At 48.6% G+C, this 13,569-nt stretch carries 12 protein-coding genes and 1 other annotated feature; of the genes, 10 read left to right on the top strand and 2 right to left on the bottom strand.

Translation table 11 applies throughout. The features are described from left to right. The first annotated feature begins 147 nt into the window (after nucleotides 1-147). The 9 genes from rpmG (at nucleotide 148) to mprF (ending at nucleotide 9,861) form a co-directional block, all read left to right on the top strand. Complete coding sequence (gene rpmG / locus IV54_RS11460; RefSeq protein WP_083488483.1) at nucleotides 148-297, top strand: 50S ribosomal protein L33; 150 nt, start codon at nucleotides 148-150, stop codon at nucleotides 295-297. A 49-nt stretch (nucleotides 298-346) separates the two neighbouring features. Continuing rightward, nucleotides 347-523: a preprotein translocase subunit SecE gene (secE, locus tag IV54_RS02640; RefSeq protein ID WP_057877849.1), complete on the top strand. Its 177-nt coding sequence runs from the start codon at nucleotides 347-349 to the stop codon at nucleotides 521-523. A gap of 124 nt (nucleotides 524-647) precedes the next feature. Then, nucleotides 648-1,199, top strand: a complete 552-nt coding sequence (gene nusG, locus IV54_RS02635) for a transcription termination/antitermination protein NusG (protein ID WP_057877848.1) — start codon at nucleotides 648-650, stop codon at nucleotides 1,197-1,199. Between the two features lie 194 nt (nucleotides 1,200-1,393). Then, a complete protein-coding gene (gene rplK / locus IV54_RS02630) occupies nucleotides 1,394-1,819 on the top strand; it encodes a 50S ribosomal protein L11 (RefSeq protein ID WP_057732912.1) in 426 nt (141 codons plus the stop codon). A 98-nt stretch (nucleotides 1,820-1,917) separates the two neighbouring features. Continuing rightward, nucleotides 1,918-2,616: a 50S ribosomal protein L1 gene (rplA, locus tag IV54_RS02625; RefSeq protein ID WP_057877847.1), complete on the top strand. Its 699-nt coding sequence runs from the start codon at nucleotides 1,918-1,920 to the stop codon at nucleotides 2,614-2,616. A gap of 70 nt (nucleotides 2,617-2,686) precedes the next feature. Next, nucleotides 2,687-2,811 (top strand) — a sequence feature (ribosomal protein L10 leader region). A 23-nt stretch (nucleotides 2,812-2,834) separates the two neighbouring features. After that, nucleotides 2,835-3,341 (top strand): 50S ribosomal protein L10, encoded by a 507-nt coding sequence (rplJ, locus tag IV54_RS02620; protein WP_057877846.1) that lies wholly within the window; start codon nucleotides 2,835-2,837, stop codon nucleotides 3,339-3,341. A gap of 48 nt (nucleotides 3,342-3,389) precedes the next feature. Beyond that, nucleotides 3,390-3,758: a 50S ribosomal protein L7/L12 gene (rplL, locus tag IV54_RS02615; RefSeq protein WP_057877845.1), complete on the top strand. Its 369-nt coding sequence runs from the start codon at nucleotides 3,390-3,392 to the stop codon at nucleotides 3,756-3,758. 485 nt (nucleotides 3,759-4,243) lie between these two features. Beyond that, the gene (locus IV54_RS02610; RefSeq protein ID WP_237756654.1) at nucleotides 4,244-6,856 is read left to right on the top strand and encodes a YfhO family protein; all 2,613 of its coding nucleotides are present in this window, start codon (nucleotides 4,244-4,246) and stop codon (nucleotides 6,854-6,856) included. A 395-nt stretch (nucleotides 6,857-7,251) separates the two neighbouring features. Then, nucleotides 7,252-9,861, top strand: coding sequence for a bifunctional lysylphosphatidylglycerol flippase/synthetase MprF (gene mprF / locus IV54_RS02605; RefSeq protein ID WP_057877843.1), 2,610 nt, complete (start codon nucleotides 7,252-7,254; stop codon nucleotides 9,859-9,861). Between the two features lie 503 nt (nucleotides 9,862-10,364). Here the strand turns inward: mprF and IV54_RS02600 are convergent. Together IV54_RS02600 and IV54_RS02595 are read right to left on the bottom strand one after the other, a co-directional pair. Continuing rightward, the gene (locus IV54_RS02600; protein WP_057877842.1) at nucleotides 10,365-10,943 is read right to left on the bottom strand and encodes an LOG family protein; all 579 of its coding nucleotides are present in this window, start codon (nucleotides 10,941-10,943) and stop codon (nucleotides 10,365-10,367) included. Nucleotides 10,944-11,093: 150 nt separating this feature from the next. Further along, nucleotides 11,094-12,134 carry an AraC family transcriptional regulator gene (locus IV54_RS02595; RefSeq protein ID WP_057877841.1) on the bottom strand — a complete coding sequence of 347 codons (1,041 nt, stop codon included), beginning with the start codon at nucleotides 12,132-12,134 and terminating at the stop codon, nucleotides 11,094-11,096. 145 nt (nucleotides 12,135-12,279) lie between these two features. Between IV54_RS02595 and IV54_RS02590 the strand changes: the two genes are divergently transcribed. Further along, nucleotides 12,280-13,557: an MFS transporter gene (locus tag IV54_RS02590; RefSeq protein ID WP_057877840.1), complete on the top strand. Its 1,278-nt coding sequence runs from the start codon at nucleotides 12,280-12,282 to the stop codon at nucleotides 13,555-13,557. Nucleotides 13,558-13,569: the final 12 nt, after the last annotated feature.

Below are 13,569 nucleotides of genomic sequence, written 5' to 3'. Positions count from 1 at the left end.
TATTGTGTATAAATATTTGGTTGATTATAAGGCACCTAGGAAAACTTGACACATACGTTATTGGCTGAATGATTGACGCGACCGGTATTTGATGGTAATCTAATGCAGTATGAGATTGAACATGATTTAATTAAAGGTGGTGGCAAGATGGCTCAGAAGAAGATTGCTTTGGCCTGCTCAGTTTGTGGGTCACGGAATTACACCATCACAGCAAGCGCAACCCGCACGGAACGACTTGAGGTTAAGAAGTTTTGTAAATATTGTGGGAAGTACACGTTACATCGTGAGACCCGTTAATTTAGACTAACAATTCCAACGAACACAGGACATTTTAGGAGGCAACAGCATGCGTTTATTCCGATTTTTCAAGTCAGTAGGGCAAGAAATGAAGCAGGTTTCTTGGCCAGGTGTTAAGCAAACACGGCACGACACGGGGACCGTTGTGGGGATTTCAATTCTTTTCTCCATTTTCTTCGCTGTCGTTGACTGGGTCGTCCAGTACGGACTGAAGTTCCTCTCCTAGTGGAATTGTCAGTGGTCAAACACGGTTAAATATGCTATATTGGTAGGTAACAGGAACTTCGACTTGCGCGGAGTTTTTTTATTTTGCTCGAAAAAGTCAATTATTTAAAGGAGTTGCACCAAACATGGTTGAGTCAGCGGAAAAGCAATGGTACGTCTTGCATACGTACGCCGGATACGAAAACAAGGTTATGGCGAACTTGGAATCCCGGTCAGAATCAATGGGCATGCAGGATAACATCTTCCGGGTTGTTGTCCCAGAAGAAGAAGCCCACGAAGTCAAGAATGGTAAGGACAAGGTCTCAATGGAAAAGACCTTCCCGGGCTACGTCTTGTTGGAAATGGTCATGAGTGATCAGGCTTGGTACGTGGTTCGGAATACCCCTGGGGTTACCGGATTCTTAGGCTCTCACGGTCAAGGTAGTAAGCCAACACCACTGTTACCAGATGAAGTCGAACGGATCTTGCGTCGTGTCGGCATGTCCGCACGTCACGCCGATCTGGATGTGGCGCCTGGTGACTCAGTGACGATTGTCGATGGTGCCTTCAGTGGCCTGGTCGGTAAGATTACCGAAGTTGACAATGAAAAGATGAAGCTCAAGGTGAACATTGACATGTTCGGTCGGGAAACCAGTACCGAATTAAACTTTGACCAAGTTGACCCTATCTTAGGGTAGGCGGGTGTCAAAGACTGTCGATACCCGGCCGTGGTTAGGCGGTCGGGCCATCTCAGCGATAGTTTAAAATGAACTTGTTGTAGGTAATGAAGTGTGGTATGATTCTCTAGTATGCGTTAGAGCGTACAGTCAACGTGGGAGGGGCAAACTAACAGCCCCACTTACCACACACGGACTCAAGGAGGTATTGTCTCGTGGCTAAAAAAGTAGCTAATGTCGTTAAATTACAGATTCCTGCGGGTAAAGCAACCCCAGCTCCCCCAGTTGGACCAGCTTTAGGTCAAGCAGGTATCAACATCATGGGCTTCACTAAGGAATTCAACGCTCGTACCGCTGACCAAGCTGGTATGATCATTCCTGTTGTGATCAGTGTCTATGAAGATCGTTCCTTTGATTTCATTACCAAGACCCCTCCAGCAGCTGTTCTGTTGAAGAAGGCCGCTGGTGTTGAAAGTGGTTCCGGCGAACCTAACACGAAAAAGGTTGCAACTGTAACCAAGGATCAAGTTAAGCAAATCGCTGAAACTAAAATGCAAGATCTAAACGCAGCTGATGTTGAAGCAGCTATGCGCATGATTGAAGGTACTGCCCGGAGCATGGGCTTCACGGTCGAAGGTTAAGCTCAGTTTTCGGATAGTCGGACACTTCACGAAAATGAAATGTGTCAAGTGGGAGGTTTATCCGTTACAACCACATTTGCAAGGAGGAATACACAAAAATGGCTAACAAAAGAGGTAAAAAGTACCAGGACGCTGCCAAGCTGGTTGAAGCCGACAAGGTTTACAGCATGGACGACGCCGTGGCATTAGTAAAGAAGATGGACTTCGCTAAGTTTGATGCATCCGTAGAGGTTGCTTTCAAACTTAACGTTGACACCAAGCAAGCGGACCAACAACTCCGTGGTGCCTTAGTATTACCTAACGGTACTGGTAAGGACACAACTGTTGTTGTATTTGCCAAAGGTGACCAAGCTAAGGCTGCAGAAGCTGCCGGTGCTGACGTCGTTGGTGAACAAGACTTAGTTGAACGTATCCAAGACGGCTGGTTAGACTTTGACGTTGCTATCGCAACGCCAGACATGATGGCCCAAGTTGGTCGTTTAGGCCGGGTCTTAGGACCTAAGGGCTTAATGCCTAACCCTAAGACGGGTACGGTTACGATGAACGTCGAAAAGGCCGTTTCCGATGCTAAGAATGGGCAAGTTACTTACCGGACTGACCGCGACGGTAACGTTGCCGTTCCATTTGGTAAGGTCTCATTCGATGCAGACAAGTTAGCTGGTAACCTGAAGGCTATCGCTGAATTGATTGTTCGTGCACGTCCTGCCGCTGTTCGTGGCACTTACGTCCAACACGTTTCAATCTCTTCAACGTTCGGCCCTAGTGTTGACGTTGACTTGGCATCTATGATTGCCTAAGTTTTATTGAGAACAAAAAATCCCTTGCAATGCATTGACAGGTTCTGCCAAGTATTGTATGCTATTGAAGTTGTATTTAATAGATCTACCTAAGACTCAGGTGGCCTATTGGCCTTAATTTCCTGCCGAGGCAGAAGTTTACTTAAACTTTTGACTCCTTATGTCTTGGTGGCATAGGGATTTTTTATCCCACCAAACTATTTTTGGAGGTGAACAATGTGAGTGAACAAGCTATTGCTGTCAAAGCAAAAATCGTCGATGAGGTTGTTGAAAAATTCAACAACGCCACCAGCGCTGTAGTTGTTGATTACCGTGGTTTAACGGTTGAACAAGCTACTGAATTACGTAAGGAATTACGTGATGCTGGCGTTCAAATGAACGTCATCAAGAACAAGATTTTGGTTCGGGCTGCTGAAAAAGCTGGTTACGGTGACTTAAATGACATCTTTGCCGGCCCAACTGCCGTTGCCTTCTCTAACGAGGATCCAATTGCCCCAGCTAAGGTTTTGAAGAAGTTTGCAGATAGTGTCGACGCTCTTTCTATTAAGGGTGGTTACATCGAAGGCAAGATTGCCTCAATCGATGAAATCAACGTTTACGCTACCTTACCTAGCCGTGAAGACCTGCTCTCCATGCTTGCTAGTGAACTTCAAGCACCTGTACGTAACGTGGCCTACGCAATTAAGGCTATCGTTGACAAGGGTGACGAAGGCGACGCAGCCTAAGTACCCGAGAAACATAAAACTAAAACCCAACTATTGGAGGAAAATAACATGGCTTTTGATAAAGATGCTATCATTGCTTCCCTTAAGGAAGCATCTATTACTGACCTTAGCGACTTAGTTAAGGCAATTGAAGACGAATTCGGCGTTTCTGCTGCTGCACCAGTTGCTGCAGCCGGTGCTGCTGGTGGCGATGCTGCCGCAGCCAAGGACTCATTCGACGTTGAATTAACTGAATCTGGTGACGCCAAGGTTAAGGCCATCAAGGCTGTCCGTGAAATCACTGGTTTAGGTTTGAAGGACGCTAAGGGTCTTGTTGACAACGTACCATCTGTCATCAAGGAAGGCGTTTCTGAAGACGAAGCTAACGACATCAAGGAAAAGCTTGAAGCCGTTGGTGGTGTGGTTACTCTTAAGTAGTCACCTTCACTTACTAAAATCGAAAACGTCATCTTCGGATGGCGTTTTTTGTACCTGTTTTTCGGTCAGATGGTTTAATTTTTAAACACCGAAATAAATTGGTCATTAAGTTGGTTGCCTAACCGGGTGAGTGGGATTGACGGCGACCAGCGCGGCGGGGGACACTGCAAACTGAGCCGGTTTTATTAAGAAACGGTGGTGTTTCTGCCAAAGACTAGTTTTTCCCGCGGCAGTCGCTTATTATAAATATAATATGGGCTTTTAGTGTCCAAATTTAGTTGTCAGGTGACGGGGAGTTGCCTGAATTGACTGATTATGGTGAACTTAAGGACAGACCAAAAGCCTAAACAAGTTGACAGATTTAATCGGGGATAAATTAAACCTGATCACTCAGCTGGCGAGAAACGCTAGTCTTGTGGGATTAGACCAAGATTGAGAAAGCATGGCATATAGGAGTGGGGGAAATAAGATTGGCAAGGTTTCATTTGAATCGTAGGTGGCAGAACGTGATTCTGGCGTTCTGTCTAGCCTTTATTTTAGTTGTAGGTGTTTTTGGCTATTGGCAGATTACCCCTTTTGGCAATCGGAGCCTGATCTTTAGTGATATGGGGACCCAATACGTCCCAATGTTGACGGACTTTCAACATGCCTTGCGCACGCTTGATTTCCGTATGTTCTCGTTTACCCATGTGATGGGAAGTAACTTAGCACCAACGTTAACTTACTATCTCATGAGTCCCTACAATCTCATCGTCCTGCTCTTTAGTTCGGAGAATGTGCCGATGGCGGTGACCATCATCATTATGGCAAAAATCGCCAGTATTGCGGCGACCATGACCTGGTATTTGCAACGGCACTTTGCGACCACGGCGCGGATGAGTCTGCTCTTTGGGGTGGCCTTTGCCTTCTGTGGGTTCGTGGCGGTGAATTACTTTGACCTGATGTGGTTGGACGCTCTGATTGTCCTGCCACTGGTGGCCTTTGGCCTGGATCAACTCGTTCGTCACTTACGACCAGCCGCCTTCTTCTGGTGGTTACTGGCCAGCATGCTGGTTAACTATTATTTGGGTTATATGACCTGTATCTTCAGTGTTTGCTATTTTATCTATTTATTGGTTATCGATCGGCCCGAAGGTCTCAAGACCTGGTGGCAACCGATCAAACGGTTTGTGGTCACAGCCATCCTCAGTGGGATCAGTGCCGCGCTTGTTCTAATTCCAACCGGACTCAGTATGTTACAAACGGCTAAGGGCGCGCCCTATGCGGCCAATTACAAGGTTGAGCCAACGTTCGGCCTGGAAGCCTTCGGGCAGTTCATGGTGGGGGGCACCAACAATAGCCAACGACTGGACCACGCGCCGACACTCTTTGTGTCCAGTGCAATCGTCCTTCTCGTCATGGTTTTCTGGGTGCACCCAGCGATCTCCCGTCGTCACAAGTGGGCGGGGGCTGGTTTCCTGACGGTACTGTTCCTGGGATTGTGGATCCGGCTGTTTAATACCTTCTGGCACCTTATGCAGGCGCCAGCGGGATTCCCATTCCGAAACGTCTTCTTCTTTAGTTTTGTGATGGTTATCTTGGCTTTTGCCGCTTGGCAAGCTGAACCTCGCGAGATTGCGACTAAATTTAAGTGGTTATTACCGACGGGACTAGCGCTGTTGGCCATCGTCGGATCACTATTGATTCCCGTGATGTTGCGACTGGTGACGGGGCATTCTTCGCGGATGATGCACTACTATACTGATATTTCACGCGTTCATTGGACGAGTCTGATTTTGGGGATTATCTATCTCTTCATCACAGCGGCCATTATCTTTGGTACCCGGCGCTTATGGCGTCAATGGTTGCTGGGAGCCATTGTAGCGACCGAAGTTGCCGGTAATTTTATCTTAGCGATGAGTACCAGTGAATTTGGCCATCACGATGTCTATACTCGTAACTACATGTTGGAAAAGCAACAGATGGCGAGTGTCCAGGCACCTAAGGGACAACTCTATCGGGTCAATAACGAAAACAGTATTATCAAACGGGCCTTCGAGTCTTCCTATAAGAGTTATAACGACAGCCTGTTGTTCGACTTCTATGGGGTATCTGGGTATAACTCCACCATCAATGACCGGACCCGAAAGACGATGCATCGTTTGGGTCTGGGGAGTGATAACCCTCGTCGGATCAGTAGTGGGGGTCTCACGCCAGTCACGGACATGTTATTTGGGGTGAAGACCTCGGTAGAATTGGCCACGATTGGGGCTACGACAACCACCAACTCCAGTTATGTGGGCATGGGCTTTGCCGTACCGAAGAGTTTGACGCATACGAAATTAAAGTTTGATGCCTTCGGTAACCAGGAAAAAATCTTACAGGCCTTAAAGCCTAGCAAGACGTCTTACTGGTCCTCGGCAACCAATAAGGTTGATCAGGTTGAGCATTCGCCATACTGGGCGGGACAACCAACCGGTTATACCTACCAACACACGATGTACTTTACGGCTAAGACTGCGGGTCCCATGTATCTGTGGGCACCTAATGGGGCCATTAAGTATTCCACGATGTTGGTCGATCACATGCCAGTGGGCCCCGAGATCAACATGAACCAACACACAACGTTGATTAACCTGGGGACCTTTAAGGCCGGTCAACGGGTCCGGGTTCGTTTCAGTGCCTACGATCGGGGAGCCGATCTGGGCTTGGAGCTCAAGACGTTGCGACGACCGAAGTTTAAGCAAGTGGTCAAAACGGTGAAGAAGCACGCGCTGAACTTACACATCACTGACAGTCATTGGCGAACCGAGTTGACAGGTAGCGTTACCGGGACGGCTAAGAAGCGTTGGCTGTATGTGAGTCTGCCAAATGACGGCGGCTGGCATGCTCAGGTCAATGGTCGGCAAGTGACACCTAAGCGGATGCTACACGGGATGACGGCCTTGCCAATTAAGGCCGGAAACAATGATATTCGGTTGACCTACCGGGTTCCGGGTGGCCGAGCTGGTATCTTGCTTAGTCTCATTGGAATTGTCGCCTTCTCCGGCACCGCGATTACCTGGCGTTGGCGCGATAAGCGCGCATCAATGAAGAATGGGCATTTTAAAAAACATTAAAGACTAGTCGACGTTTTCGACTGGTGAGTGGCACTGTCAGATGACTGACGGTGCCATTTTTTTGTCGTTTCTTAACAGATCTGTAAGAATTTCTGCAGGGTCCGTTAAACAGGGAAAGCTATGGTAACCTTAACTACAAATGATAACGATCAAGCCGTGGATGGTTAATGGGGGGCAAAGTGAGTTTGCTCTCACTGACCAAAGGTTTCTGCCGTAAGATTAGGATGACGCTATGGGGCATGATCTCAAGATGACTAGGGTAGTGTCCAATCTTTAAACCTTAGCGTGGGGATGCAAGGTTAGTCAGGTGACTTAACGGGGATATTAAGACAGCCACTTGATTGGTTTTTGGGGAAACGATTGCGATAATAAAGAACTACAGGGGGGAAATCATCATGGGGAAAAGAGTCTGGGGTTTTATACAGAAACGTTTGACGTGGATCAAGGGAATCTTCTTCTTCTCGATTCTGTTATTTATCATTAGAGAGGTTGGCCGAGTTGGTCACGAGATCAGTGGTGATCAGGTTCAAAGTGAACTGGCATCGCTGAGTTGGGGGACGTTAGGGCTCTTAATGATTGGGGGCTTCATAGCAGTTTTACCCATGCTGGTCTATGACTTCACAATTGTTGAATTCTTACCCGGCGATTTTTCCAGGGGATATATTATCCGTAGTGGTTGGGTGACCAACACCTTCACGAATCTCATGGGGATGGGCGGGATCCTCGGTGCCAGTCTGCGGGCAAACTTTTATTCGCGCTCGGCATCGAAGAAACAGGTACTCTACGCCATTTCTAAGATTGCCTTATTTCTCCTGTCCGGGCTGTCCCTGGCTTGTTGGGTCGCGTTGATTTGTCTTTTTGGTTTCGACGTCGGGCAGCCTTTCCGCGGTTACTGGATTTGGTTACTGGGTGGTGGACTGTACTTCCCTGGACTCTTCCTCTTCACCCGCTTCAGCGATAATGATTTCTTCAAGGATCTGACGTGGTCCCGTGAACTCAGACTCATTGGCGGCTCGACGCTAGAGTGGGGGAGCTGTGCGCTCTTCTTCCTGGCGATTGGCTGGGCGCTACATATGCCAATTCCTTTGATTGCGGTTTTTCCAATGTTTGTGGTGGCCTCGGTTGCCGGGGTCGTGTCGATGATTCCTGGGGGACTGGGATCATTTGACGTCTTCATGATACTGGGACTCGGTCTGTTGGGCGTCGGCCGCGCGGATGCCGCAGGCTGGCTGATTCTGTATCGGTTGTTCTACTACTTCCTGCCATTTGGCTTAGGTGTCGGGCTCTTTATTCACGATGCTGGGCACAGGATCAATGCCTTTCTCAATGGGTTACCGGTTGCCGTGATTCGGCGCAGTGCCCACCTCTTCGTGACCGTCTTTATGTACTTTTCTGGAATTATGATGTTGCTGTATGCGACCATTCCAGACGTGGTCTTAATGAATACGTTCTACATTCGCTTAGTGCCTTATATGTTTTACTTTTTGGACCAGGTTTCCAATATTATCATGGCCTTCCTACTCATTGGGTTGGCCCGCGGTGTCGGCGCTCGCGTCAAATTGGCCTATTGGCCGACGATGGTGGTGTTGGTCATTGCGATCGGCAACACCCTTTGGCGAGAGAATTTCCCAGGGGGCTTGGCAGTCCTGCTGGGACTCGTGTTGCTCTGCCTGATTTTGGCCAGACCCGAACTCTATCGCCAGGGATTCCACTATTCCTGGGGGGGCTTACTAGTCGACGGTATCATTTTCGTGGGGACCTTTGTGGTGTACACGATTCTCGGTATCTCAACCTTTCGGGTGCAGCACCATCATTCTTGGATTCCCAAGACGTGGCTCTTTCCGTCGACGCAGGTCTGGTTAAATGGCCTGGGTGGCCTGCTGGTGGCCTTGTTAATTCTCGGGGGGATTTACCGGTATTTGGCCAAACCAGAGCCAGGATGGCTCCATACGCCCTTTGACGGCGATAGAATCCGTGCGATCATCAAACGCTTCGGGGGCAATGAAATTAGCCACCTGGCCTTCCTAAAGGACAAGCAAGTCTATTATTACCAAGAAAATGGCGAGGATCAGCTGTTCCTCCTGTTTCGCCAGAGTGCCGACAAGGTCTTGGTGATGGGGGAACCCATTGGCAATCAAGATCTGATTGTGCCGGCGTTGCAGGCCTTCATGCACGATGCCGATCAGGCCGGACTGCGGCCAGTCTTCTACGAAATTACGGAAAAACTGACGCTCCATCTTCACGAAATGGGCTTCGACTTCATCAAGGTTGGGGAAGAAGGGCATGTCGATCTGGCAACCTTCAATCTGGCTGGGAAGGCGCACCGGGGGGAACGGTCGGTGGTGAACAAATTCCACCGTGAGGGCTATACCTGTGAACTCCTGCAGCCACCATTGAGCGATGAAAACTATCAGAAGCTCAAGAGTATTTCCGATGCTTGGTTAGGGGATGCCGCTGAGAAGGGTTTCTCCATGGGCTTCTTCGACCGTCGCTACTTGGACGAATCTCCAATCGCCGTTATGCGGGATGCGTCGGGTGAGATTCAAGCCTTCGCTAACCTCATGCCGACCGGAGAACACGTCATGACGTCGATTGACCTGATGCGTGAGAGTCCTAACGCACCGTCGGGAATTATGGATGGCCTGTTTGTCTTTCTCTTTGACCTATGTCGCGAGGAAGGCTATCAGACCTTCAACCTGGGGATGGCACCGTTATCGAACGTGGGTCTGTCGGAATTCAGTTTCATTGAGGAACGACTGGCTCATCTAATTTACGAGTACGGGTCCAGTATCTACAGCTTCCAGGGCTTGCGGGCCTATAAGGAGAAGTATGTGACGACTTGGCAACCAAAGTACCTGGCGTACCGGCGCCGGGCGTCACTGGTCTTCACCATGCTCCAGCTGGTCTTGGCCATCAATCGCCGCGCAACTACCGTGACCACCAAATTGGTGCCTCGTTGGATGAGTGGTTGGTTGACGGATGAGATTGACTGGAATCAGAAATAAACGATTTTAAATGAACATTAGAAACGAAAGTGGTGTGCCAATTGGCACGCCACTTTTTTGGTACACTCATTTTCATTTGAAAATGCTCTTAACACTTGTAAATTTGGAATTAATTTGAGGTCAGTCTTTTTTTAATCTGACCGGTAGGCCGGCCAGAAATTCTCAGAAGAGTTTTACTACTGCCATGCGTCAGAACAGATCTGTGTCGCCAATTTAGTGGGTTGGGCCAGCCAATGACGCCATTAAAGGTGGATCGGAGCCGGAGGAGGTCAGGGATGGAGCCGGCCGTGGCGGTGATGTTAGACCGAGTGCTTTTCTCGGCCTTACATCACGGGCGAATTTGAAGACCCGCGTCCCTGGCGGGGCTTCAAATCGAGCGAGAAGCCCGGGTCTCAGGCTGAAGCGTCCCCACAGCAGGCGTAATCCCTGGCAGCCGCAGGCGGCCCTCCAAAGTTCGTGAAGCATTAAAAAAGGAGCCCAACCAAGGAAGGACTCCTAAAGAATTAGTTCGTGTATTTGTAAGGCAATTGGTGATGGAAGTTCGCAAAGCCATCGAAGATCTCATCGATAGAGCTGGCGTTAATAAACAGATCCAGGTTCTCTTTCGGTGCGAACCCGGCGTCACAACACTTGACCATCATGGCCACGAGTTCATCGTAGTAGTGGTTGATGTTGAAGAGTGCAATTGGCTTCTGGTGCACGTTGATTTGGCTCCAGGAGAGCATTGTGGTGAACTCTTCAAAGGTACCAAAGCCCCCAGGCAATACGATAAAGGCGTCGGATTGCCGGAGCATTTCGTCCTTACGTTCGTCCATCGTGGCCGTTTCCAGTAGGGTGGTGATATGCGTTTCGGCCAGCCCCATCTCGCTCAAAAAGGTGGGAATGATGCCGATAACTTCGCCACCGGCATCCATGGTGGACTTGGCAATGGCGCCCATCAGACCTTCTTTACCGCCACCGTAAACCACGGGGTGACCATGGCTGGCCAGATATTGCCCTAAGGCGTTGGTTTGGTCCAGAAAGGCCGGGTCGTAGCCGTGATTTGATCCGCAGAAAACACAAACATTTTTAATTTTTGGCATAATCTGATCCCCTCATCTATTGGTAGTCGACATCATTATAAGACAATCGCGTAGTCACTTCAGTGTCGTGCACCGTGATTGTTAAGCGACCCAATTTAGGTGCTGTTTAGTCGATAGTACGCCAACCGAGTCGGGGTGACAAGGGATAATTTAGTTCTGCGGCGTGCGACTGGCGTGACCACGAACCTCGGGCAACGACGGCTGCGTAATCAGCCGTTGATGACTGACTTTGGCCTTGTAGGCCGAAGGGGTGACGTCGAGGTATTTTTTAAAGAGCCGGAAGAGGGAGGAGTTGTTTTTGTACCCAATGATATCGCAGATCTCAGCGGCGCTACAGCTCGTCCGAATCATCAGGTTTTGCGCGGCGGCTAATCGGCGGCGGTCGATGAGTTCTTTGAAACTCTTGCCGGTCATTTCACGAATCTTGTCACCGAGGTAGTTGGTATTGTAGCCGAAACGGGTGGCCAGTTCACTGAGCGATACCGTCTGATATTCCGCACTGATGGCGCGCAGAATTGGCAAAAATTCATCATTGGCAGGATTGGTGTAGCTGATACTACGACGGCGAATCGTTCCCGGTAGTTCCAGCATAAGAGCCGCAAAGATCAGTCGCAGAAGCTCGTTACGATTTGACGTGTCCTCGAGGCCCTTGATAGCGAGGCTTTCCAAGAGTTTGGTGGCGACTTCATTCTTACTGAGGTCGAAGATGATGAAGTTGTTATGAGGCGAATCTTGTTTGGCGGCATTGTACAGAAACTGGGAAACGGTGTCCGCGGAGTTCTTCAAGTAGCCAGCAGATTCAGCAAACTCATCGGTATCTCTGAGGAGAATATTAATGATAATATCCTTCTGGCCGGCGTAGTCGATGCGTTGGACCACATCGCGATCCATGACCAGTAGCTGATGCTGTCGGAGTTTGATGGGTTCATCGTTGATGTACTGGATACAGGAGCCGGAATACATGTAGTTAAATTCGATGAAATCATGCGTATGGGCTGGGGTGTAGGAGAAACGATTGTTCTTGGTAATGGCAATGTTAGACTCCTGAAAGAACTCGAATTGGGGCATTCGCGGAATGGGATGATGAATGAAATCCAAGTTATCGTAATTAAAATTCTGGCCCGTTTTCTTTTGATAACGCTCGACGCGATTGAGGCGAAAGAGTAGTTGACTCAAGACCCGTGATGCCATATTGTGACCTCCTTCAAGTAAACCAATTTATTAAATTATACAATTTTTACCTGTGATTTTGCAATCAAGGAGCTGTTATGGGGATATTGTTGCCATCAATTTAAGCGCTTACAATTAAGGCATAAACAGAAGGAGGTTCATCAATATGAATAATGGTGAAGTTCAGAAATCCGAGTTCAGTAAATATAGACCACTTGCGATTGCAGCTGGGATCGGATCCATTTTAGGTTCGGGAATTATTGTTGGTTTGTCAGCCACGATTACCGTTTGGCAAGCTGGGTTGAATCTGACCAATGCTCAAGTTGGGTTTATCTCTGGGGCGTTAACGTTCGCGATTGCCTTTGGTTCTTTATTAGCCGGGCAGATTACGAAGGCCTTCGGGTTGATTCGATCATTTAACTCCCTTAACTTGTTCTACGCATTAGGGGCATTGATTTGTGTGGCTGCCACAGGCTTTCCAATGTTACTCATTGGGGTTATCGTGACCGGATTTGCTTCCGGGGCCGACTTACCAATTAGTTTAACCGTTATTTCTCACGATTCGCCAAACGAAAAGACGTCAAATGAATTAGTTTCATCGACGCAAATCTTCTGGCAAATTGGGGTCTTCAGTTCCTACGTTGGGGCCTTCGTGGTTTCACGGATGGCCGGCGCTACCGGTGCACGCCTTGTCTTTACATTATTAGCAGCATTTGCTCTCATTACTTGGGCATGGCGGACATTCTCTAGCAAGTTCAAGACGTTCCACGAACAAGGGGAACAGCGTCGACTCGAACATGAAAAAGAAGCCAACGTTACCGAAAAGGTTTCAATCAAGTCTGTCTTTGCTGGGTCAAACCGTGGCAAGTACATGGGCTTCTTCTTCGGCATCTTTATCTTCTACATTTGCTGGAACTTATTAGCCAATACCTTTGGTCAATTCCAAACGTTCACGCTGGTTCAAGCCAATGCTAGTCAAAGTTTCGCCACTGGTGCCGGGGTTATCTTAAACTTTATCTCCTTATTCTCCACCATGGCCTTCGCTTCCGTTTCTGGGGGCAAGTACCGGAACAAGTTCTTTATCGTTGGGGCCATTGTTCAATTCGCCGCAATGCTTGGTTTAGCCTTGAGTAGTCACGCCTTATGGCCAATCGTTATCGCGATTGGGCTGTACAACATCGGGAACAGTATTGCCGGTGAAGCGATGTACAAGGTTTGGACGCAAGAATCCTTCCCAGTCGAAGTTCGTGCCGGTGTTCAAGGGTTTATCAATGGTTTCTCCCGGATGTTATGTGGGCTGTTTGCCATCGTGACACCAGCCTTAGTGGTTCCTGGCATGATCAAGTACACCATGTTTGGATTCGCCGGAATTATCTTAATCAGTTTCATTTCTGGGGTTACCATGATGCGTCTTCAGAGAAAGCACAACGTTCACGACTTCTAAAGAGAACCTGCT

The sequence above is a fragment of the Levilactobacillus paucivorans genome, from assembly GCF_001437125.1.
GTDB lineage: Bacteria > Bacillota > Bacilli > Lactobacillales > Lactobacillaceae > Levilactobacillus > Levilactobacillus paucivorans.
The sequence above is the reverse complement of the archived record's forward strand: the minus strand, read 5'-3'. Positions and strand labels throughout refer to the sequence as shown.